We start from the raw sequence: 22,778 nt of genomic DNA, 5'->3' as shown, positions 1-22,778 counted from the left end.
GCTAGCGCTTGTAGCCCTTGCCATAATGGGCCTCCAACCGGGCCTGCACCATCTCGAACAGGAACGAGAGGAACCAGTAGATCAGCGCGGCCGTGGTCAGCATCTCGATGTAGCGATAGCTGGCGCGGCCGAAGGACTGGGCAAGGAACATGATTTCCCACACGCCCATCACCGAAATGAGGGACGAGTCCTTCAGCATGGCGATGAATTGCGAGCCCGTCGGCGGGATCACGATGCGCATAGCCTGCGGCAGCACGATCTTCCACATGATCTGCCTGCGGTGCAGGCCGAGCGATGCGCCTGCCTCGTGTTGGCCGGCAGGCACCGACAGGATGCCGGAGCGGAAGATCTCGCTGAGATAGGCGCCGTAGTTCAGCGACAGCGCGATGATGCCGGACGGCACGGCATCCGGCACCGGGCCGATCTGCGGCAGCCCGAGATAGATCAGGAAGATCTGCACCAGCAGCGGCGTGCCGCGGAAGAACGAGGTGTAGAAGGTCGACAGGCCATAGAACAGGGCATTGTTGGAAAGCCGGGCCAGCGCCGAGAGCAGCCCGAGCACGATCGACGCGGCGATGCCGAAGAAACAAACAAAGAGCGTAAGCGCCGCTCCCTGGATGAAGCCGTCCTTCGTCAGCCGCAGACCGGCCAGCATCGGGAACTTATCGACAATGAAGGGGAAGTCGAGGCCGAAGCTCAGGAAGAACAGCACGAACAGCGCAAACAGCGCCGTCCATACACCGGCCACCTGAACCTTGAACAGGCGGCCCCGCTTGTCGACCACCTCGGGCGGGAGCAACTTCCCGCCCTCGGCAATCTCGGTAGTCTGGTTTGTCACGCCGCTACTGCTTGCTGGAGATGTCTTTGCCGATCCACTTCTCGGAAATCTTGGCCAGCGTGCCGTCGGCCTCCATTTCCTTGAAGATTTCCTTGATCTTGGCATTCCATTCCGGATCGCCCTTTTCGGCGGCAACCCAGATCGGCTCGTGGAACAGCTCGCCGTCAATGATCTTGAACTTGCCGCCCGAATTCTCGACACGCTCCTTGGCGGTCAGGTAGCCGGAGACGACAGCGTCGAGACGCTTGCCGCTGCCCAGCGCCAGATCCTGGAAAGCGGTGTCTTCCGAATCGTACGGAACCGCGGTGACGTTATCGAAGGGGAATTCGATGTCCTGCTTGTGCCCGTCCGGCGTCTCGATCACCAGCTGCTTGTCGATGTATTTCTCGAAGGTGGAGCCGGCTTCGGAGCCAATCTTCTTGCCGCTCAGGTCGGCTGCGCTCTTGATATCGGTGTTGTCGCTGTTGACCACGATCACGGCAGGTGCCGCGTAATACTCGTTGACGAAGTCGAGCACCTTGCCGCGCTCGGCAGTCGGCGTCATCGAGCAGATGCAGATGTCCCAGCGGCCCTTCCAGTTGCCGGCAGTGATGATCGCCCAGGACGGCGTCTCGACCTTGTAGTCGACGCCCAGCCGCTTCGCGAATTCCTTCGACACGTCGATGTCGAAGCCGTCCATCTCGCCCTTGTCGTTCATGAACGAAAACGGCTGGTAGGCCTGGTCCGTCACCTCCACCAGCAGCTTGTTCTTCATCACGCGGTCCAGCGTCTCGCCGGCCTGTGCCGAGACCGCGCCCGCCATCACGCAGCCGAAAGCGGCTGCCGCTGCAACAATTCGTTTCATGTCCGATTTCCCATCCTTTGAGCTCACGGCCCGTGTTCCGCCTGATTACCGATCTTGGAGAGCCGGCTTAGCCAATTTCAATCATGTATATACAAATCGGGCAAGCCGTGATTCGCACCACCAATAAAAAAAGGGCCGTCACAAACGGCCCTCTTTCTTAAATCAGAATCTAAGCGGAAACCATTCCAGTTCCGACCTAATGCTCCATCGCCTTGACGATTTCCTCGGTCATCTTCTTGGCATCGCCCAGCAGCATCATGGTGCCGTCCTTGTAGAACAGCGTGTTGTCGATGCCGGCATAGCCGGAGCCGAGCGAGCGCTTCACGAACAGGCAGGTGCGCGCCTTGTCCACGTCGAGGATCGGCATGCCGTAGATCGGCGAGTTCTTGTCGTCGCGCGCCGACGGGTTGGTCACGTCGTTGGCGCCGATGACATAGGCCACGTCGGCCTGGGCGAACTCGGAGTTGATGTCCTCCAGCTCGAACACCTCGTCATAGGGCACGTTGGCCTCGGCCAGCAGCACGTTCATGTGGCCCGGCATGCGGCCGGCGACCGGGTGGATGGCGTATTTCACGTCCACGCCATTGGCCTTGAGCTTGTCGGCCATCTCGCGCAGCGCGTGCTGCGCCTGCGCCACCGCCATGCCGTAGCCCGGCACGATGATGACCTTCTGCGCGTTCATCATCAGATAGGCGGCATCGTCGGCCGAGCCCTGCTTGACCGTGCGCTCGACGCCGTCATCCGCCGCCGCCGTCGTCTCGCCGCCGAAGCCGCCGAGGATGACCGAGATGAAGGAGCGGTTCATGCCCTTGCACATGATGTAGGACAGGATCGCACCCGACGAGCCGACCAGCGCGCCGGTGATGATCAGCGCCAGATTGCCCAGCGTGAAGCCCAGCGCGGCAGCCGCCCAGCCGGAATAGGAGTTGAGCATCGACACGACCACCGGCATGTCGGCGCCGCCGATCGGGATGATCAGCAGCACGCCCAGCGCCAGCGACAGCGCCACGATCAGCCAGAACACGGCATAGCTCTGCGTGACCACCAGGAGCACGATCAGCACCGCAAGCGTCGCGCCCAGCACGATGTTGATGACATGGCGTGCCGGCAGCATGATCGGCTTGCCCGACATGCGCCCGTCGAGCTTCAGGAAAGCGATGACCGAGCCGGTGAAGGTGATGGCGCCGATGGCCACGCCCAGGCTCATCTCGACCAGGGCCTGACCATGGATGGCGCCAACCGAACCGATGCCGAAGCTTTCGGGCGCATACATGGCGGCGGCAGCCACCAGCACGGCGGCCATGCCGACGAGGCTGTGGAAGGCCGCCACCAGCTGCGGCATCGAGGTCATGGGGATGCGGCGCGCCACCACGGCGCCGATGCCGCCGCCGATGGCGAGACCGACGACGATGAGCGCAAAGCCGCCGACGGAGGGCGTGGCCAGCGCCAGCGTGGTGGCAATGGCGATGGCCATGCCGACCATGCCGTAGATGTTGCCCTGGCGGCTGGTCGTCGGGTGCGACAGGCCGCGCAGCGCCAGGATGAACAGGATGCCGGAGACCAGATAGAGGAAGGAAGCGAGGTTGGCGTTCACGTCACTTTTCCTTCTTCTTGTACATGGCCAGCATGCGCTGGGTGACGAGGAAGCCGCCGAAGATGTTGACCGACACCAGCATCAGCGCGACGAAGCCGAAGCCGGTGGCCAGGCCCGAGGCGGCGATGCCGACCGCCAGCAGCGCGCCCACCACGATCACCGAGGAGATCGCGTTGGTCACCGCCATCAGCGGCGTGTGCAGCGCCGGCGTCACCGACCAGACGACGTAGTAGCCGACGAAGATCGCCAGCACGAAGATGGCAAAGCGGAACACGAACGGGTCGATGGCCCCGCCCGATGCGGCATGCGCCGCCGCGCCGGCGGCTTCCGCCGCACCTTGCGCGTTCACCAGGTCCTGAACTCCGAGACGCACCGCCGCGACCGCCTGGTCGAGCTGGTCGAGCGCCTGTTCGAGCGCGGTCTTGTCCATCATGCATCCCCCTTCGACGTCTTGGCGGCAGGCTTTTTCGCGGCGGTTTTCCTGGCCGCCGGTTTGGCAGCCGGTTTTTCAGCCGCCTCGGGCGCGCTTGCGGCTGCCTGTGCGGCTGCCGCGAAGGCCGGGTGCACCACCTCACCGCCATCGGTCAGCATGGTGGCCTTGACCAGCTCGTCGTCGCGGTTGATTGCCAGCTGCTTTGTCTCCTTGTCGACCAGCGTTTCGAGGAAGGCAAAAAGGTTCTTGGCGTAGAGGAGCGAGGCCGAGGCCGCGACGCGGCCCGGCACGTTGAGATGCCCGACGATCTTGACGCCGTTTTCGGTGGTTACGACCTGGCCCGGCACTGCGCCCTCGACATTGCCGCCGCGCTCGACGGCGAGGTCGACCAGCACCGAGCCCGGCTTCATCGAGGCGACCATCTCCTTCGACACCAGCTTCGGCGCCGGGCGGCCCGGAATGAGCGCCGTGGTGATGACGATGTCCTGCTTGGCGATGTGCTCGGCGGTCAGCGCCGCCTGCTTGGCCTGGTATTCCTTGGACATTTCCTTGGCGTAGCCGCCGGCCGTCTCGGCCGCCTTGAACTCCTCGTCCTCGACCGCGAGGAACTTGGCGCCGAGCGAGGCGACCTGCTCCTTGGCAGCCGGGCGCACGTCGGTGGCGGTGACGATGGCGCCGAGGCGGCGCGCCGTGGCGATCGCCTGCAGGCCGGCCACGCCCACGCCCATGATGAACACCTTGGCCGCCGGCACGGTGCCCGCCGCCGTCATCATCATCGGCAGCGCGCGGTCGTATTCGGCGGCTGCGTCGATCACCGCCTGGTAGCCGGCGAGGTTGGCCTGGCTGGACAGCACGTCCATCACCTGCGCGCGGGTGATGCGCGGCATGAATTCCATGGCGAAAGCGGTGACCCCGGCCCTGGCCAGCGCCGCAACCGCGGCGTCGTTGCCATAAGGGTCCATGATGGCGATGACCGCCGCGCCCTTCTTGTAGCCCTTCAGCTCGGCCTCGGTCGGACGGCGCACCTTCAGCACCACGTCGGCCCTGGCCGCGTCGGCGGCCTTGCCGATCTTCGCCCCGGTCGCCTCGAAATCGGCGTCGACGATTCGGGAGCCAAGCCCGGCGCCGGCTTCGACCACCACGTCGAAGCCAAGCCCGGTCAGGCGTTTCACCGTTTCGGGCGACGCCGCCACCCGCGGCTCGTTGGGATCAACTTCCTTCGGAACAAAGATCGTTTGCGCCACGGCATGGCCCTTTCGGCTGAAAACCACCAGGCGCAGCTCGGCCGGAGCGCAAGACCACACCTTCAAGACAAAGGTCTGGAGGGATTAGCGGAGAAGATATCCGCCAACGGCACAGACGATAAGGAACAGAACCGTTGCAGAGAAGAAGCCGGCGCTGGTGAAGAAGCCGAATGCCATCGCGATCAGAATGGCGATGCAGACAAGCGTGCCATACTTTGCGATGCTGAGGAAAGCGCTGTAGGTACGCTCGTGCTCGCGATAGTCCATCTGGGCACCCGTTTCGACCGGACCGGTCGTCAAGTGGTCTGCCATCAAAAAACCCTCCGAAATCGTTTCATGCGCACATAGCGAAAAGCAACGGCTTGGGCAATGGCCGTGATGCCGCGCCTCGGCCTTGTCTCGGATTTCTCGATGGGCAACGGTTGGTGGGTGCGTTGCTCGCCTCGACGCAACGCTTGCCCTCACCCGACCAGATGCGGAAACAGCCCGAGCAAGCCCACAATGATGAGGTAGATGGCGACGATGTAGTTCAACAGGCGCGGCATGATGAGAATGAGCAGGCCGGCGATCAGCGAGACAAGCGGCGCGACGGCCGGCGTTGATAACGTCATGGCGGTTCCTTTCGCAGTCGTGGTTCGATCCAAGCACAGCCGAGGGCCTGAAAATTGCCCTGCAAGGCTGCAGGGCCATAACGACAAGCGCGTAGGAAAGGTTTCCGCGCGAAACGCCCCGCCAGCTTCCGCTAAGCTGCGTCGCTGAAATATTTGGCGGTCGGCAGCACCGTCAGCGGCGCCAGCTCGCCGCTTTCCGGCTTGCCGAACAGCATGCGCTGCTCGAGCGGCGTGGACCGGAAGAAAGGGAAACGCGCAAACGTCTCATCTTGAATTGCAAGGACGTCCGCCTGGTAAAGTAGCGCAAAGCAGTTGATGACGCCGCCATACTGCCGCGCCTCGCCGATCGGGCGAGATTGATATATTCGCTTGTAGAAGGCGGTGTGATCTTCCCTAATCATGGAAATACAATATGGCGCGTTGAAGTGAAAGCACGCCATCCCGGCAAGGCGCAGCGTCAGATAAGGAATCTGCGGATAAATGCGCGACCATTCCCTATCGGCCGCCAATCGGCTCGGGTCGATGAAGCTGTCGCCAGCCGCAATCCGCGGCAACAGAAGGTCCGGATAGACCGAGGTAGACGGAGATTGCGAACATTCCGCCGAAACGTGATGGAGACGGACCGTGCTGACGAGGTGGCCATCGATATACACGCCGAAGCGGTAGCAATTCGGAAGCTCGTCGAAGGGGTCGTGGACGATGTGATCCGGGTTCTCCGACACCAAATCGTTCAGCCGGTAAGCCGCATAGCGCAAACGATAGATGTCTTCCAGATCTTCGCCCTTGTCGCAACGGCGGTATTCCGTCCGCTCCAGCATCGCAGAAACATTGCGTGCGAACGCCGACACCTGCGACGAATCCGCTTCACCGGAGCTGGCACCGCCAGCCTTCGCAAGATGCGTGACCATGATTGTTTCCCCGTCTTCCCACCGCTGGCGACAAGGTAGCCGGGGGCGCCGTCAAGTAAAGCTGAAAATGCAGAACCAGCGGTTTACCAATTGTTAAGGTTAACGAATCCGGCAAAGGATCGGAGTTCGGCTGGCCCGTTCAGCAGCGTGCGCTACGGCCGCTGACACCCACGTCGCTGGCGAATGGCCAGATCGTGTTGGACATGGTCTCAATGCCGGAGGCGCTCAAAGCCGAGCCGAACAGGAAGCCTTGCAGGAGGTCGGGCTTTATCGTGTCGGCAAGGATTTTCAGCTGCTCGAAGGTTTCCACCCCTTCTATGGTGACGGTAAGGCCGAGGGAGCGCGACAGGTTGACGATGCCCCTGATCAGTTCCAGCGAGCGCTTGCTGCGCGTCATGTCGACAAGGAAGCTGCGGTCGATCTTGACCTTGTCCAGCGGCAGTTTGTGAAGGTAGCTCAGGCTCGAATAGCCGGTGCCGAAATCATCCAGCGCGATGCGCACGCCGAGCTTCTTGATACCTTCGATATACTGGCGCGTCAGCGACTTGTCGTCCAACAACGCGGTTTCCGTCACCTCGACCTCGAGGCGCTTTGCGGAAAGACCTGACTGCACCAGCGCCGCGCGCACTTTCTCGACAATGTCGCCCGAGCGGAAGTCCTTGGCCGAGAGATTGACCGAAACGCCGATCGGCTCCGGCCACTTTGCGCATTCCTGGCACGCCGTCTGCAGCACGAAGGTGCTGATGTCCGAGATGATACCCATCTCTTCGGCCAGCGTGATGAAAACGGCCGGCGAGATCGGGCCGAGAGTGGGATGATCCCAGCGGCACAGCGCCTCGCAGCTCGCGATACGCATCGTCTGCATCGCCACGATGGGTTGGAACACGACCCGCAGGGCGCCAGCCTCCACGGCGCTGCGCAGATCGGCCTTCAGAAGCTGCTTGTCGCGGAACGCCGCTTCCATTGCCGTCTCGAACAGCCGCCAGCCGTTCTTGCCCAGTTCCTTGGCCTTGTAGAGGGCAAGGTCGGCCTTGACGGTCATGGCGTCGACGTCGCCGCTCTCGACGCTCGAGAGGACTGCCCCACCGCTGGCCTGGATGCGCAGCACGTGCCCAGCCACGTCCACATCGCCCTGCATCCCGGCAAACATGCGATCGAGCATTGCCGACAAATGGGTCTCGTCCTCGACCCGGTTGAAGAAGATCATAAATTCGTCGCCGCCGAAACGGCTGACCTTGATCTCGTCCGTTGCCATGGCTGCAAGGCGTTCCGCCGCGGCATAGATCAGGCCATCGCCCACCGGATGCCCCAGCGTGTCGTTCACGCTCTTGAAATCGTCGAGGTCGAGAACGGCAAGCGCGCACAGGCGCCGGCGGTCGCCTGAGGCCATGCATTCGGCAACGATCTCGTTGAAATAGGCTCGGTTCGGCAGGCCTGTCAGGCTGTCATAGCGCGCCATGGTGCGGATCTTTTCCTCCGCCGCAACGCGCTGCGTGACGTCTTCAAATGTGATGACGCCGAGTTCCTGACTGCCCTCGCGGGCGGAAAACTCGTAGTGCTGGCCGTTGGTGAAGGGTACCAGCACCTTGCGGTCCCGCCCTTCCCGCAGCGCTCTGGTCAGCTGCCCTTCGATGTAGTGGCATTCCTTGGCATCCAACATGCCGCCTGCCACGCCGCGCATGAGCAGGGAATGGATGGAACGCCCGAGCAGCGCGTCAGGCGACTGGAGCGACATCAGATGCGCCGCTTCCGCGTTGGCCACCACCACTTTTCCGCTCGGCCCGAGCATGACGAGGCCGTGCGACATGGTGTTGAGAGCGCGGTTGAAGCGTTGGGCGATCAGATTGGCCTTCTTCTTTTCATTCAGCGCGGCGAACAGGACCTCACGGACGATTTCCGCGAATTTCCGAATGGCGAAGAAGAACGGTGCCGACAGCAAGCCCAAGGTGATGTGATAGGCGTCACCCCGAAGCAAAAAACCCATCGAGATGGGCCAGGTGGCAGCCACGATCTGGAACATGACCAGTCGTGGCGACCCGTAGTTGCGCCCTGCGATCGAGGTGACGGATCCAAGCGTCACGCAAACCGAGGCAATCTCGGCGAACTGGTCATGTGCGAGATAAATGCCGGCGAAACAAAAGAAGCCCAGGGCTGAGGCGTGCATGACTCCCCAGAAAATATAGGCGTTCTCGCGTTTGCGCGCCTCTGTCACGTCCTGCGGAGATGGCGCCCGACGATATTTCTGAACGTAAGCTAGCCGCAGCACGCCGATCGTTACGATGGCAATGGCTATCCCGAAATAAATGGCATCCTGCGTCTTGAAATAAACGAGGATGGCGAGAAGCGCCTGCGCAATAATGCCAATGCCAAGCGTGAGACCGTCACGAAAAAGGGTCTCCACAAATGGGATGTAGACGTCAACAGGTATGTCGTTCTTTCGTCTTCTGGTCACGCTTGCAACCCATGCTCGGGACCCTAGCAATGCCATAGTCGCCTTAAGAAAGACTTATTCCCCGCGCGCCAGACAACTGGGCGAAAAAAAACCGATCACTCTACGAAACCCGGTTCGTCTCCCCCTGTCACTCCGCCGCCTGCAGCCTGCGCTCGGCGGGCTCGCCGGCAAGGCGCTCGAGCAGCCGCGCCCTCTCGCCGGCCGCCTTCACGGTACTCGCCTGCCTGACATGGCCGTAGCCGCGGATCAGCGCCGGCACCGAGGCGAGTGCTGTCGCCGCCTCGATCCCGCCAGCCGTCAGCGAGCCGCGGATCAGGTCCAGGTCGCCCTCATATTGCGCCAGCAGCTCGCGCTCCATGCGCCGCTCGGCGGTGTAGCCGAAAACGTCGAACGCCGTGCCGCGCAGCCGTTTCAAGGCAGCGAGCACCCGAAAGCCCGTCATCATCCACGGCCCAAAACTCGACTTGCGCGGCTTGCCGTCGGCGTCGCGGCGGCCGAGGATCGGCGGCGCAAGGTGGAATTCCAACCGGTCGTAGCCCTGGAATTGCGCCGAGAGCTGCCGCGCGAAGGAGCCGTCGGTGTAGAGCCGCGCCACCTCGTATTCGTCCTTGATCGCCATCAGCTTGAACAGGTTTTTTGCCGCCGCTTCGGTGACGACGGTGGAACCAGGCGAAGCCTTGGTTTCGGCCGCGCGCAACGCCTCGATGCGGTCGCGGTAGCGCTTCGCGTAAGCCGCGTTCTGGTAGGCGGTGAGAAAATCCACCCGCCGCGCGATGATCTCGTCCAGCGTCCGCGCCGGCTCCACGCTCGCGGCGCTCACCGGCTGGGCGACCAGCCCGCGCACAAACTCCGGCTCGTGCGCCGCACGCCGGCCCCAGCGGAAGGCGGCGACGTTCATGGCCACCGCCTGTCCGTTGAGTTCGATTGCCTTTTCGATCGCGTCTGCCGAAAGCGGCAGCCCGCCATTCTGATAGGCAAAGCCGAGCAGGAACATGTTGGCGCCGAGCGAATTGCCGAACAGCGCGGTGGCCGCGCGCGTGGCGTCGAAGAAATGCGCATGCGCCTCGCCCGCGGCGTCCCGGATCGCCTTCTTCAGCCGCTCGGTCGGCAAGGAAAAATCGGCCGAGCGGGTGAATTCGCCCGGCATCACCTCGGCCGTGTTGGCGACGAAAATCGTATGCCCCTCGCGCACCGCCGCCAGCACCTTCTTGGCGCCGGAGACGACCAGGTCGCAGCCCAGGATCAAATCGGCCTTGCCGGCCGAAACGCGGATGGCGTTGATGGCTTCCGGCGTTTCGGCAATGCGAACATGGGTGAAGACCGAGCCGCCCTTCTGGGCGAGCCCGGCCATGTCGATCATGCCGCAGCCCTTGCCCTCCAAATGCGCCGCCATGCCCAGGATCGCGCCAACGGTCACCACGCCGGTGCCGCCGACACCGTCGATGATCGAGGACCAGCCGTTTCCGAGCGGGAACGGCTTCGGCTGCGGCACGCCCGCCAGCGGGTCGGACTTTCCGGCGATGCCCTCGGCCTTGCGGATCTTCGCGCCATGCACCGTCACGAAGGACGGACAGAACCCGTTGACGCAGGAAAAATCTTTGTTGCAGCTCGACTGGTCGATCTTGCGCTTGCGGCCGAACTCGGTCTCCACCGGCTGGATGGAGACGCAGTTGGACTGCACGCCGCAGTCGCCGCAGCCCTCGCACACCAGTTCGTTGATGAAGACGCGCTTGTCGGGATCGGGGAAGGTGCCACGCTTGCGGCGGCGGCGCTTTTCCGCCGCGCAAGTCTGGTCGTAGAGCAGCACCGACACGCCCTTGACCTCGCGCAACTCGCGCTGCACCCGGTCGAGCTCGTCGCGGTGGTGGATGGTCGCGCCGGCGGGGAACTCGACGCGGCCAGCATATTTGCCCGGCTCATCTGTCACCACGGCGATGCGGTCGATGCCCTCGGCGCGCACCTGCCGGGCAATCATGTCCACCGTCAGCCCGCCCTCATGCGGCTGGCCCCCGGTCATGGCCACGGCGTCGTTGTAGAGGATCTTGTAGGTGATGTTGGCGCCGGCCGCTACCGCGAAGCGGATCGCCAGCGTGCCGGAATGGTTGTAGGTGCCGTCGCCGAGATTCTGGAAGATGTGCTGGCGCTTGGAAAACGGCGCCTGGCCGATCCACTGCGCGCCCTCGCCGCCCATGGCGGTAAAGCCCACCGTCGAACGGTCCATCCACAGCGCCATGAAATGACAGCCGATGCCCGCGGCAGCGAGCGAGCCCTCCGGCACCTTGGTCGAGGAATTGTGCGGGCAGCCCGAGCAGAAGAACGGCGTGCGCCCGCCCACATCCTTCGTGTCAGCCAGCATCGCCTGGAACTGGCGCAGCCGGCTGACATGGGCGGCGATCTCCTCCGAAGGCCCGATCACTTTCAGGATGCGCTCGCCCAGTGCAATGGCGATGTCGTTGGGGTCGAGCGCGCCCTTGGCCGGGAACAGCCAGCCGCCGCGCTCGTCCTTCTTGCCGATGACGATGGGCTGGGTGGCGGTGTTGTAGAGGTTTTCGCGCACCTGCACCTCGATCAGCGAGCGCTTTTCCTCCACCACGATCACGGTTTCCAGCCCGCGCACGAAGTCGGCGATGTGCTCCAGATCGAGCGGCCAGGGGCAACCTACCTTGAACAGCCGCACACCCAGCTCGTTGGCGCGCTTCTCGTCGACGCCGATGTCATCCAGCGCCTGGCGCACATCGAGATAGCTCTTGCCCACCGTGATGATGCCGAGCCTGGCCTTGGAGCCGCCGGAATAGACGATGCGATTGAGATTATTGGCGCGGATGAAGGCGCTGGCCGCCGCGCGCTTGTATTCGTGCAGGCGCGCCTCCTGGCCAAGCTGGTCGAGCTCGTTGCGGATGTTGAGGCCGCCCGGAGGCATGTCGAACTCGGGCAGCACGATGTTCAGCCGGTCGAGCGAGGCATCCACCGAGGCCGTCGATTCGATGTTGTCCTTGACGCATTTGATGGCCGCCCAGGTGCCCGAGAAGCGCGACATGGCATAGCCGTAGAGGCCGTAGTCGATCAGTTCCTGCACGCCGGCCGGGTTGAGGATCGGCATCATGGTGTCGATGAACAGGAATTCCGTCGCGTGCGCATTGGTGGAGGATTCGGCCATGTGGTCGTCGCCCATCAGGGCGAGCGCGCCGCCATGTCTGGACGAGCCGGCCAGATTCGCGTGGCGGAACACGTCCCCGGAGCGGTCCACCCCGGGCCCCTTGCCGTACCAGAGCGCAAACACCCCGTCATGCGTGCCCTCGCCCAGCAGTTCGGCCTGCTGCGCGCCCCAGCAGGCGGTGGCGGCGAGTTCCTCGTTGAGGCCGGGTTCGAAGACGATGTCGGACTGCTTGAGCTGCGACCTCGCCTTCCACAGCTGCATGTCGAGCCCGCCCAGCGGCGAGCCGCGATAGCCCGAAACGAAACCTGCCGTGTTCAGCCCCGCACGGCGGTCGCGCTCGCGCTGCATCAGCAGCATCCGCACCACAGCCTGCGCCCCGGAAAGGAAGACGCGTTCCTTGCCAAGGTCGAATTTGTCATCGAGCGCGACGTCGTGCAGCGTCATCAGGCGTTCCTTTGCGGAAGCGGCCGGCGAATCGGGGCGCCAGCGTTTTGACAGACTGGACCAGAGCTGCGCTCCCGGAAAGTCCATTGAAGCGAAGCACCTCCGGCGTGAAAGCGCAAGGGTCGCGCCCGACCGTGCTTGCGCACACGCACAGGGAAAAGTCCCATCACAGGCTCACTCTCAGAGCCTCCCATCAGCTCGCGCCCGGACAGGTCACCCCGCGCCCGCCGGGCAGCCTGCCGTCCAGATGGCCCGCCAGTTCCGGGTTGGGCTCGTAGCCCGGCCCGACAACCAGCGGCCGGTCGGGCAGCATGCTCTGGTCCTGCGAGGACACCATGGTGGTCTCGATCTCCTGCAGCAAAGCGCCGTCCTGCCCCTCGATGCGGATCGACACGTTGTAGGGTCGGTCCTTCACCACGCATTCCAGCGGCGGGCTCTCAATGGTCACCTTCTTGTGCTCGGGAAAAAGCTTCTGGCGCACCAACAGCGGCGCGCCGCCGGCGGGGTTTTCGAAGGTCGTCACCGCAATCTGACCCTCGCCGATGGGCTGGATCGGATTCAGCGTCACCAGATAGTTCACCGTCGCGACGCGGTAGTTGAACACCATCAGCCGTCCCGAAACCTCGAACAGCTTGCCGGTGTCGCGGCATGCGCCCAGCAGCAACGGCGCCAGCAGGATGGAGGCCAGAACGGGGCGGATGCACGCATGCTCAAACATGGGAAACCTCCTCCTTGCGGCGACGGTAATGGCGCCTGGCCTTCTGGCGGTTGCCGCACACGGCCATGTCGCACCACAGGCGGCTCGAATTGCGGCTGCGGTCGAGAAACAGCCAGTTGCAGTTGGGGCAGATCCGCAGCCGGCGCAGATTGTCGGCCGAAAGCAGCGACAGCGCCGAGACGGCAAGTGCTGCCTCAAGCGCCAGCGGCTTGCCCGGCTCGCCGAATGGCTTTTCCGGCTTTCCGACATGCTCCTTGTGCCCCGCCAGCCCGTCGGCGCAGGCGCGCAGGAATTCAGGCAGGTGGGCCGTCTGCACGCCGCCGCTCAACGCCGCATGGCGGAACAGCCGGTCCGTCGCCTCGCGGATGGCCAGCACCTCGTGCAGCACTCCCTCGGCGTCACTGACAACGAGCTGCCGCGCACCCAGTTCGTCGGCTCGGAAGCCGGTTGCCGCCGCAGCGAAGCGGGGCAGCTCGGCAGCCTGCGCAAAGCGGTCGAAACAGCGTTCGGGGTCGCCACGCAGCACAACCGTATTGGCCGCGTCGAGCGCCAGTACGCCGCCGGAAAAGCGATGCCTTGTCCATGCAACTGCCATGGCAAAAATCTAACTGGTAAATCACCTTTGACAAGTTAGATTTTTCGAAGCAACCTTCGCTCGTGCCGCACCGATGTGCGGCGAACGGGCTGCCCATGCTCTATTTCTTCCAGCAGTTCCTGAACGGCCTGCACATGGGCGCGCTCTATGCGCTGCTGGCCTTCGGCTATGTGCTGGTCAACGGCGTGCTCCACCGCACCAACCTTGCGCACGGGGCGATCTTCGCCTTCGGCGGCCAGACCATGATCCTCGTCGCCGTCTTCGGCTGGCAAGTGCTGTGGATGACCCTGCCGATGACGATCGCCTTCGCCATCACCGCCACCTTTGCCTATGCGGCGCTTATCGGCTTCGTCCTGTCGCGCAACGTATTCGAACCGCTGGCGAAAAGCTCGCCCAACGCCATCGTGGTGGCCACGCTGGGCGTGCTGCTGTTCCTCACCGAGCTTGCCCGCATTTCCGCCCAGACGCATGATTTCTGGCTGCCGCCGCTGCTTTCCATGCCGGTAGTCTTCGCCGGAGGTGGCGGCTACAAGGCCACGCTCACTGTCATCCAGCTGCTCGACTGCGCCATCATCGTCGTCGTGCTGGCAGCGTCCGGCTTCGTCCTCGGTCGCTCGAGCTTCGGGCGCGACTGGCGCGCCGTCTCCGACGATCCGGCCGCGGCTGCCATGTGCGGCGTCGACACCCGCCTCGTCTTTCGCGGCGCGGTGCTGGCCGGCGCGCTGACTGCCGCGCTCGCCGGCATGCTGGCGGCGCTGCATTTCGGCAATATCGGCTTTGGCAGCGGCCTCGTCTTCGGCCTGAAGGTCCTGTTCGTCACCGCTGTCGGCGGCTATCGCTCTCCGGTACGCGCCGCGCTCGGCGCCCTCGGCTTCGGCATCGCCGAGTCGCTGTGGAGCGGCTATTTCCCCATTGAATGGCGCGACGCCTGGATGTTCCTGCTGCTGTCGGCCATGCTGGTGCTGCGTTTTTCCGGCCGGGACACGCTGCAATCCTCCCGCCCAGATTTCCAGGGTTTTCCTCAACGGTAGGAGCCTGAAACGCCGGATTTCCCGGCAAAGCCGACATGGCCCCACCCGAAAACTGTGCCGCGCGTTGTTGACGCGCAGCCGCCGCTCATCTTACCGATGAGCACAAGGAGCCGTCGGGAGGGAAACGAACGGCACCACCGAGGAGGAACCGCATGGCAGCGCTGCTTGCTCTCCCCAGAGCCATAGATCGTGTCAATGAAGTCATAGGTCGATGGGTCGCCTGGCTCATCCTTTTGGCAGTGCTGATCAGCGCCGCCAACGCCATCATCCGCAAGACCTTCAATATCTCGTCCAATGCCTGGCTGGAGCTGCAATGGTACCTCTTCGGCGCAGCCTTCCTGCTCGCCGCCGCCTATACGCTCAAGCAGAACGAGCACATTCGCATCGACGTGGTCTACGGCATGTTCTCGCGCCGGGTGCAGCACTGGATCGATCTGCTCGGGCACGTCTTCTTCCTGATGCCGTTCACCATCCTGATGATCTGCTATTTCGTGCCCTATGTGAGCCTGTCGGTCCGCTCCGGAGAAATGTCCTCCAGCGCCGGCGGCCTGATCCTCTGGCCGGCCAAGGCGCTGCTGCTGATCGGCTTCGTGCAGCTTGGTTTCCAGGGCGTTTCCGAGATCATCAAGAAGATCGCCGTGATGCGCGGCGACATCGACGACCCGAACCCCTTCATCTCCGCACACGAGCAGGCTGAGCTCGAAGGCAAGGCTCTCACCGAGGAGGTGCGCCCATGATGCACCTCATCGCCGAGAACATGGCGCCGATCATGTTCTGCTCGCTCATCGTTTTTCTGCTGCTTGGCTATCCGGTCGCCTTTTCGCTGGCTGCCAACGGGCTCTTGTTCTTCTTCATCGGCGTGGAGCTCGCCCCCTATTCGGACAACAGCATCAACCTGTCCTGGCCCCTGCTCTACGCCATGCCGGAGCGGCTCTGGGGCGTGTTGTCGAACGAGACGCTGCTGGCGATCCCGTTCTTTACTTTCATGGGCATAGTCCTCGAGCGGTCCGGCATGGCCGAGGATCTGCTCGACACCGTCGGCCAGCTGTTCGGTCCGATCCGTGGCGGCCTTGCCTATGCGGTGATCTTCGTCGGCGCGCTGCTGGCGGCCACTACCGGAGTGGTGGCGGCGTCGGTCATCGCCATGGGGCTGATCTCGCTGCCGATCATGCTGCGCTATGGCTATGACCGGCGGCTCGCCTCCGGCGTCATAGCAGCATCCGGCACGCTGGCGCAGATCATCCCGCCGTCGCTGGTGCTGATCGTGCTGGCCGACCAGCTCGGCCGTTCGGTGGGCGACATGTACAAGGGCGCGCTGCTCCCCGGCCTGGTGCTGACCGGCATCTACATCTGCTACGTCGTGGTCATGTCGATCATGCGGCCCAAGTCGATGCCGGCGCTGCCTCTGGAAGCCCGCACGCTCGGCCATGGCGTCACATCGCTTGCAGTCGCACTCGCGGTCGCGACCGCGGTGGCCTACGCGGCTCACGTCGCGCTGACACCCAGCCTCGGCGTGGACGCGGACATCTGGGGCGCCGTGGCCGGCATCACCCTCATCTATACCGTGGCGATTGCAGACCGGGCCATGGGGCTCAACATGATGTCCAGGCTCGCCCAACAGGTCATCATCGTGCTGATTCCCCCGCTGGCGCTGATCTTCCTGGTACTGGGCACCATCTTCCTCGGCATCGCCACGCCGACGGAAGGCGGCGCCATGGGCGCCGTCGGCGCGCTCGTCTTGGCGGCCGCCAAGAAGCGCCTCACGCTCGACGTGGTTCGCCACGCGCTTGCCTCGACCACCCGGCTGTCGTCCTTCGTCATCTTCATCCTCATCGGCGCGCGCGTCTTTTCGCTCACCTTCTATGGCGTCAACGGCCATCTCTGGGTCGAGCATCTGCTGACGTCGCTGCCGGGCGGAGAGGTGGGCTTCCTCGTCGCCGTCAACATACTGGTCTTCCTGTTGGCCTTCTTCCTCGATTTCTTCGAGCTGGCCTTCATCATCGTGCCGCTGCTGGCCCCGGCGGCCGACAAGCTCGGCATAGACCTGATCTGGTTCGGCGTGCTGCTGGGCGTCAACATGCAGACCAGCTTCATGCATCCGCCCTTCGGCTTTGCGCTGTTCTACCTGCGCTCGGTGGCGGCGCGCGTGCCCTATCTCGACAAGATCACCGGCAAGCGCATCGAGCCGGTCACCACCGGCCAGATCTATTGGGGCGCGGTTCCCTTCGTGGGCATCCAGGTTCTCATGGTTGCCCTCGTCATCGCCTTCCCGCAGATGGTGATGCACTACAAGGGCCCGACGATTAACCCGGACGACGTCAAGATCGAGATGCCAGCCATGCCCGGCTTGGACGGAGGCGGTCTCGGCCTGCCGCCACTCGGCGCGCCCGGCGAAGGCGCTTCGCCTGGTCCGGCGCCGCTGGTTGCCCCGGAAGCGCCAGTAAGCGACCTGTCGCAGCCGCCGAGCTTCAACTGACCAGACGACAAAGCCCGGCCGTCGAGCCGGGCTCTACAGCCGTGGCCAAGAAAAAACCCGGGGCGCAAGCTCCGGGTTCCCCCTCATCTGCTTTTGGGCAATGGCTCAGAGCTTGCCGTTGCGCTGCTGGACCATCATGAAGGTGTCATAGTTGTATTCGGCAACCTGCATGTTGAGGTAATAGTCCTTCCGGAAATCCTTGATCGAATCCCAGATTTTCTTGAACGGAGCGTTGTTGGCTTCGATCTCGGCATAGGTCTGGTTTGCCGCATCGAAGGAGGCCGCCAGAATTTCCTGGCTGAACGGCCGAAGCAACGCACCGGCAGCGACGAGACGCTTCAGAGCCGCCGTGTTGAGGTAGTCATAGGCGGAGAGCATGTTCGCGTCGGTCGCCTGGGCGGCCACCTTCAGCACCGACTGGTACTGCTTCGGCAACTCGTTGAACTTGTCCTTGTTGAACAGGCTGTGGACCGTCGGGCCGCCTTCCCACCAGCCGGGGTAGTAGTAATAGGGCGCGACCTTCACGAAGCCGAGCTTCTCATCGTCGAACGGTCCGACGAATTCCGCGGCGTCGATGGTGCCCTTCTCGAGCGCCGGGTAGATGTCGCCACCGGCGAGCTGCTGGGGAACCACGCCAAGCCGCTCAAGAACCTTGCCGGCGAAGCCGCCGACGCGGAACTTGAGGCCCTGAAGATCGGCAACCGTGTTGATCTCCTTGCGGAACCAGCCGCCCATCTGCACACCGGTATTGCCGCTCGGGAAGCCGATGATCCCCTGCGTTCCAAGAAATTCGTTGAAGATGTCGATGCCGCCCCCCTGATAGTGCCAGGCGTTGATGCCACGCGCGTTGAGCGAGAACGGCACGGCCGAGCCGAGCGCCCAGGTCGGATCCTTGCCCCAGAAGTAGTAGCAGACGGTATGCGCGGCCTCGATGGTGCCAGCGGTCACCGCATCCGCAACCTGCAGCGCCGGAACGATTTCGCCAGCAGCGAAGACCTGGATCTGGAAATTGCCGTCCGTGACTTCAGACACATATTTCGACAGCGTCAGGGCGCCGCCGAAGATCGTGTCCGACAGGCTCTTGGGAAACGACGAGGCCAGGCGCCAGGTGATTTTCGGGTTCGACTGTGCAATGGCGGGAGCGGCCAGCGCAGTAGCTGCGACAGCTCCAGCGCCGGTCAGGCCGGCCTTGCGTATGAATGAACGGCGATCCATTAGTTCCTCCCATTTGGACCAGGACGAGCCGGATACCCTTGAATTTTAATCATTTCCGGCTTAGTCGCGGTTGAAAACAAAACATGGTGGCCGGTTCGAGTCCAGCGCCCCAATCTCCGAAAAGCCGGGAAAAGTGCGACTTCGCAGTTCCAAAAACTGTGGCTCCAAAGAGATTCCTCGCCTCCAATTTCCGGAAACTCTGTTGGAAAGCTGCTTGAAAATCGCCTATTTAAGCAGCAATTGCCGTTCCGCCTGTTTGGCCCGCCCTGTTTGGAAAGCACCAAATCAAATGCACAAGCCGCTTGTCGCAGTCTCGACCGATGTCCGCCAGTTCGAAAACTACACCTGGCATGCCGCTCCGCAGCAATATCTGGAAGCCGCAATTGTCGGCTCAGACGTCACCCCGGTCCTCGTGCCCAATTTCGGCGACCGGATGGATCTCGACCGGCTTCTCGCCTCGGTCGACGGCGTCATGATCACGGGCTCCAAGTCGAACGTGCATCCCTCGCTCTATGGCGAGGAAGCAACCGAGGCCAACGGCCCCTATGACACCGACCGCGACGCCTCCACCCTGCCCCTGATCCGCAAGGCGATCGAACGCGGCGTGCCGCTTCTGGCCATCTGCCGCGGCCTGCAGGAAATGAACGTGGCGCTGGGCGGCACGCTGGCAGCCGAGATCCAGGAGCGCGAAGGCTCGCTCGACCATCGCGCCCCGGTCAGCGACGACCAGGACGAGCGCTTCGCCATCCGCCACAAGCTGTCCATCAAGCCGGGCAGCTGTCTGGCCGACGTATTTGGCGCTGGCGAGGTCATGATCAATTCGGTCCACCGCCAGGCCATCGACCGCCTCGGCGGCCGGCTTCAGGTCGAGGCGGTGGCAGAGGACGGCACGGTGGAAGCCGTGTCGGTGAAGGATTCGCGCGCCTTTGCCGTCGGCGTGCAGTGGCACCCGGAATACTGGGTCAAGTCGGACAGCGCCTCGGCAAATATCTTCAAGGCATTCGGCGAGGCCGTACGCCTGCACGCGGCCGCCCGCGACGGCACGCGCCAGGCGGCAGAGTAGCCATCGAAATTTCAGATCGTCTTCGACACTTTGCCCGCGCGGTTCAACCTCGCGGGCATTCTTGTATCCGGCCTACGGCTTCGCGCTCACATGCGCCGTCTCGGACACCGGCGTCAGCGGCTTGCGATCGGAAAACCACGAGATCAGATTGTCGGCCACCAGATCGGCCATGGCGTTGCGCGTGTGCACCGAGGCCGAGCCGACATGCGGCAGAAGCACCGCATTGGGCAGGTCGATCAGCGCCTGCGGCACTTGCGGTTCGTCGACGAACACATCCAGCCCGGCGGCATGGATGGTGCCGTCGCTGAGCGCTGCGATCAGCGCCTCCTCGTCCACCGTGCTGCCGCGCCCGATATTGATGAACACGCCGTCGGGCCCGAGCGCCTTGAAGATGCTGGCATTCACCACCTTTTCCGTCGCCGCGCCGCCCGGCACCACCGAGATCAGCGTGTCGACCGCACCTGCCAGTTCCTCAAGGCTTGGGTAGTATTCATAGGCCAGGCCCTGGACCGGGCGGCGGTTGTGGTAGGCGATGGAGATGCCGAACGCCTCCAGCCGCCGCGCGATCGCCATGCCGATGCGGCCCATGCCGAAGATGCCGGCGCGGCGGCCGCGCAATGTCGCGGGCGTGAAGGGATAGTTGCCCTCGCGCGCCCAGCGCCCGGCGCGCAGATAGGCTTCCGCGCGGGGCAGTTCGCGCACCGTGTTGATGAGCAGGCCGAGTGCCGTATCGGCCACTTCCTCGGTCAGCACGTCGGGCGTGTTGGTCACCATCACGTCCTTGCTTCCGGCATGGCGGGCGTCCACCGCGTCATAGCCCACGCCGAAGGAAGCGATGATCTCAAGGTTGGGCAGCGCATCGATGAAGGCGGCGTCGAGCGGCTCCAGGAAGCCGCTGGCGGCCACGCCGCGCACTTCGAGCCTCAGTTCCGGCGTCAGCAGCGCCGCGTCCACCCTGTCGATGCGCACCATGTTGAAGGCCCCGTCGACCCGCGCCACGGCGCGCTCGTGCAGACGGCCCGGCACCAGGACCGTCACGGACGGATGCAATTGATTCATTTTCTCTCCACGGGCTTGGCGGTGGACTGCCTGACATGCAGCTCCGGCCTTATCAGTTCCTGCGACGGCCGCACCGGCTGGCCGTTCAGCTTGTCCAGCAGCGCGCTTGCCGCGCGGCGGCCGACTTCGCGCTGGCCGTTCCACACCGTGGTCAGCGCCGGCGTGGCGATGGCCGCTTCCTCGAGGTCGTCATAGCCGGTGACGGAGATGTCCACCCCCGGCACCAGCCCGGCACGCGCAATGCCGTTCATCAGGCCAATGGCCACGAGGTCGTTCCAGCACACGGCGGCGGTCGGCCGATCCTTCAACGCCAGGAACTGGCCAGCCGCCTCGAAGCCGGCCTGCTTGGTGCGCGGGCCGGGGAAGCGCCAGGATGCCGAGGGCTCCAGCCCCGCGGCCTGCATCGCCTTCAGGTAGCCCTGGTAGCGGTCGCGCCCGGTCGAGGTCTGGTCCGTGCCGCCGATCATGGCGATGCGCTTGTGGCCGAGAGAAATGAGATGGTTGGTGGCCAGCCCAGTGCCATAGGCATCGTCGCCCCGGAACACCGGCACATTGGCGCCCTCCACCCGGCGCGCGATCAGCACCGCCGGCAGGCCGTTCTCCTCCGCCATCCTGATGTCCTCGGCCGGCGTGCCGATCGCCGGCGACATGATCACCCCGTCGGCGCCCAGCTGCAGCAGCGTGTCGACGAAGGTGCGCTGCTTTTCCAGGTCGTCATAATGATTGGAAAGGATGAAGGTCTGGCGGCTGCGGTCGAGCTCGCTTTCGATCGACTTCAGGATCTCGGCGAAGAACGGGTTCATGATGTCGTGCACCACCACCCCGACGATGCCTGACCGCGACGTGCGCAGCGAAGCCGCGCGGCGGTTGTAGATGTAGCCGATGGCGCGGGCATGTTCCTTGATGCGCTCGCGCGTCGCATCGGCCACCAGCGGGCTGTCGCGCAGAGCGAGCGAAACCGTTGCCGTCGAAACGCCCAGGGCATCCGCAATGGTCGAAAGCTTGATTTTCTGTGCCAGCACGTCCTCCCGGCCCACAGGGCGCATGGCTTTTAAACAGTTTAAAAGCCTATACGACATTCAGGCCGGGCAAATCAAAGCCTTTTTGCCAGGTCCTCGTCCTCGGCCATGGGCACTGTGCGGCGCCCCAGGCGAAGCTGGCGCTCACGGTGGACGATGTAGAAGCCGCTGGCCACGATTATGCCAGCGCCGCCCAGCGTCCAGCCGTCCGGCAGCTGGTCGAACACGAGGTAGCCGAAGCCGATCATCCACACCATCTGCAGATAGGGATAGGGCGCCAGCGCCGTGGCGGTGGCCTGCTTGTAGGCCTTGATCAGCAGCCAGTGGCCGAAGCCGCCGAAGAAGCCCAGCAAGAGCAGGATCATCCACTGGAACGCGTCGGTCGGCAGAGCCGCGGTGTAGAGCCCCACGGGAAGCATCAGCACCGCCGGCGCCAGCGCCGAATAGAAGATCAGGCTCTCGGCCGTCTCGGTCGCGCCCATGTGCCGGGTCATGATGACATAGAGGCAATAGCTGATCGTCGAGCAGATGGCATAGACATGGCCGATCTCGAAGGCGGCGACGCCAGGCCGCGTGATGACCAGCACGCCGACGAAGCCGGCCAGGATGGCCATCCAGCGCCGCCAGCCGGCCCATTCGCCCAGCAGCGGCCCGGCCAGCGCGGTGATGACCATCGGCGCGAAGAAATAGATCGACGTGGTCTCGGCAAGCTGCAGGGTTCTCAGCGCCGCGAAATTGAAGATGGTCGAGCCGAACAGGAACACGCCACGCAGCACCTGCATCGGCAGGCTTTTCACCCGGAACATGGCCGGATTGGCCCAGCTGCGGAACAGCAGCAGCACCAGAACCACATGCACCGCGAAGCGCACCCACGAAATGAACGTAGCGGGCAGGCCCGACAGCACCAGATACTTTGCGCTGGAATCGAGACAGGAAAACAGGAAGCCCGCGCAGAACACCAGGAGGATTGCGGATGTGGGGGTCGCCTGTTCGCTGGCGGCAGTGGACTTGCTCACGATTCGCAGCCGGTCTGGTGATTTGTCTCGACCGCTTGTCGGCCACCTTACCGTAGTGCGC

At 63.9% G+C, this 22,778-nt stretch carries 20 protein-coding genes; 4 read left to right on the top strand and 16 right to left on the bottom strand.

Going from position 1 to position 22,778, the window contains the following annotated elements; all coding sequences use genetic code 11:
* Position 1: 1 nt before the first annotated feature.
* The 12 genes from AC3A4H_RS21870 to AC3A4H_RS21815 form a co-directional block, all read right to left on the bottom strand.
* Positions 2-838: an amino acid ABC transporter permease gene (locus AC3A4H_RS21870; protein WP_487768598.1), complete on the bottom strand. Its 837-nt coding sequence runs from the start codon at positions 836-838 to the stop codon at positions 2-4.
* A 4-nt stretch (positions 839-842) separates the two neighbouring features.
* Entirely contained in the window at positions 843-1,682 is an 840-nt protein-coding gene (locus tag AC3A4H_RS21865; RefSeq protein ID WP_348780657.1) for a transporter substrate-binding domain-containing protein, read from the bottom strand.
* A gap of 196 nt (positions 1,683-1,878) precedes the next feature.
* On the bottom strand, positions 1,879-3,276 hold the full coding sequence (locus AC3A4H_RS21860) for an NAD(P)(+) transhydrogenase (Re/Si-specific) subunit beta (protein WP_487768597.1): 1,398 nt from the start codon (positions 3,274-3,276) through the stop codon (positions 1,879-1,881).
* A gap of 1 nt (position 3,277) precedes the next feature.
* Positions 3,278-3,706, bottom strand: a complete 429-nt coding sequence (locus AC3A4H_RS21855; RefSeq protein WP_348780765.1) for a proton-translocating transhydrogenase family protein — start codon at positions 3,704-3,706, stop codon at positions 3,278-3,280.
* Positions 3,706-4,953 (bottom strand): Re/Si-specific NAD(P)(+) transhydrogenase subunit alpha, encoded by a 1,248-nt coding sequence (locus AC3A4H_RS21850; protein WP_487768629.1) that lies wholly within the window; start codon positions 4,951-4,953, stop codon positions 3,706-3,708. Before AC3A4H_RS21850 ends, AC3A4H_RS21855 begins: the two co-directional genes overlap by 1 nt.
* 84 nt (positions 4,954-5,037) lie before the next feature.
* The gene (locus AC3A4H_RS21845; protein WP_348780659.1) at positions 5,038-5,265 is read right to left on the bottom strand and encodes an aa3-type cytochrome c oxidase subunit IV; all 228 of its coding nucleotides are present in this window, start codon (positions 5,263-5,265) and stop codon (positions 5,038-5,040) included.
* A 149-nt stretch (positions 5,266-5,414) separates the two neighbouring features.
* Complete coding sequence (locus AC3A4H_RS21840) at positions 5,415-5,564, bottom strand: DUF3096 domain-containing protein (protein ID WP_487768596.1); 150 nt, start codon at positions 5,562-5,564, stop codon at positions 5,415-5,417.
* Between the two features lie 131 nt (positions 5,565-5,695).
* Positions 5,696-6,472 carry an N-acyl amino acid synthase FeeM domain-containing protein gene (locus AC3A4H_RS21835; RefSeq protein ID WP_487768595.1) on the bottom strand — a complete coding sequence of 259 codons (777 nt, stop codon included), beginning with the start codon at positions 6,470-6,472 and terminating at the stop codon, positions 5,696-5,698.
* 139 nt (positions 6,473-6,611) lie between these two features.
* Positions 6,612-8,960, bottom strand: a complete 2,349-nt coding sequence (locus tag AC3A4H_RS21830) for a putative bifunctional diguanylate cyclase/phosphodiesterase (RefSeq protein ID WP_487768594.1) — start codon at positions 8,958-8,960, stop codon at positions 6,612-6,614.
* Positions 8,961-9,051: 91 nt separating this feature from the next.
* Complete coding sequence (locus AC3A4H_RS21825; protein ID WP_487768593.1) at positions 9,052-12,612, bottom strand: indolepyruvate ferredoxin oxidoreductase family protein; 3,561 nt, start codon at positions 12,610-12,612, stop codon at positions 9,052-9,054.
* A gap of 106 nt (positions 12,613-12,718) precedes the next feature.
* Entirely contained in the window at positions 12,719-13,243 is a 525-nt protein-coding gene (locus AC3A4H_RS21820; protein ID WP_487768592.1) for a hypothetical protein, read from the bottom strand.
* Positions 13,236-13,838, bottom strand: coding sequence for a CGNR zinc finger domain-containing protein (locus AC3A4H_RS21815; protein WP_487768591.1), 603 nt, complete (start codon positions 13,836-13,838; stop codon positions 13,236-13,238). The genes AC3A4H_RS21820 and AC3A4H_RS21815 overlap by 8 nt, the downstream gene beginning before the upstream one ends.
* Positions 13,839-13,933: 95 nt before the next feature.
* Here AC3A4H_RS21815 and AC3A4H_RS21810 point away from each other — a divergent pair, with 95 nt between their 5' ends.
* The 3 genes from AC3A4H_RS21810 to AC3A4H_RS21800 all read left to right on the top strand — a co-directional run bounded on the left by AC3A4H_RS21810 (position 13,934) and on the right by AC3A4H_RS21800 (position 17,345).
* Positions 13,934-14,869 (top strand): branched-chain amino acid ABC transporter permease, encoded by a 936-nt coding sequence (locus AC3A4H_RS21810; RefSeq protein ID WP_487768590.1) that lies wholly within the window; start codon positions 13,934-13,936, stop codon positions 14,867-14,869.
* 152 nt (positions 14,870-15,021) lie between these two features.
* Positions 15,022-15,606, top strand: coding sequence for a TRAP transporter small permease subunit (locus AC3A4H_RS21805; RefSeq protein ID WP_487768589.1), 585 nt, complete (start codon positions 15,022-15,024; stop codon positions 15,604-15,606).
* The gene (locus AC3A4H_RS21800; RefSeq protein WP_487768588.1) at positions 15,603-17,345 is read left to right on the top strand and encodes a TRAP transporter large permease; all 1,743 of its coding nucleotides are present in this window, start codon (positions 15,603-15,605) and stop codon (positions 17,343-17,345) included. The genes AC3A4H_RS21805 and AC3A4H_RS21800 overlap by 4 nt, the downstream gene beginning before the upstream one ends.
* 105 nt (positions 17,346-17,450) lie before the next feature.
* Here AC3A4H_RS21800 and AC3A4H_RS21795 read toward each other — a convergent pair whose 3' ends face one another.
* Positions 17,451-18,560: a TRAP transporter substrate-binding protein gene (locus AC3A4H_RS21795; protein WP_487768587.1), complete on the bottom strand. Its 1,110-nt coding sequence runs from the start codon at positions 18,558-18,560 to the stop codon at positions 17,451-17,453.
* 289 nt (positions 18,561-18,849) lie between these two features.
* Here AC3A4H_RS21795 and AC3A4H_RS21790 point away from each other — a divergent pair, with 289 nt between their 5' ends.
* Entirely contained in the window at positions 18,850-19,623 is a 774-nt protein-coding gene (locus AC3A4H_RS21790; RefSeq protein ID WP_487768586.1) for a gamma-glutamyl-gamma-aminobutyrate hydrolase family protein, read from the top strand.
* Positions 19,624-19,695: 72 nt separating this feature from the next.
* Here AC3A4H_RS21790 and AC3A4H_RS21785 read toward each other — a convergent pair whose 3' ends face one another.
* From AC3A4H_RS21785 to AC3A4H_RS21775, 3 genes are all read right to left on the bottom strand, one after another.
* Complete coding sequence (locus tag AC3A4H_RS21785; RefSeq protein ID WP_487768585.1) at positions 19,696-20,682, bottom strand: 2-hydroxyacid dehydrogenase; 987 nt, start codon at positions 20,680-20,682, stop codon at positions 19,696-19,698.
* On the bottom strand, positions 20,679-21,701 hold the full coding sequence (locus AC3A4H_RS21780; RefSeq protein ID WP_487768628.1) for a LacI family DNA-binding transcriptional regulator: 1,023 nt from the start codon (positions 21,699-21,701) through the stop codon (positions 20,679-20,681). Before AC3A4H_RS21780 ends, AC3A4H_RS21785 begins: the two co-directional genes overlap by 4 nt.
* Positions 21,702-21,775: 74 nt before the next feature.
* Entirely contained in the window at positions 21,776-22,717 is a 942-nt protein-coding gene (locus AC3A4H_RS21775; RefSeq protein ID WP_487768584.1) for a DMT family transporter, read from the bottom strand.
* Between the last annotated feature and the right edge of the window lie 61 nt (positions 22,718-22,778).

It is taken from the genome of Pseudaminobacter sp. Soil_N_29, from assembly GCF_057656055.1.
Note: the sequence above shows the minus strand (reverse complement) of the source record. Positions and strands in the feature narration are given on the sequence as shown.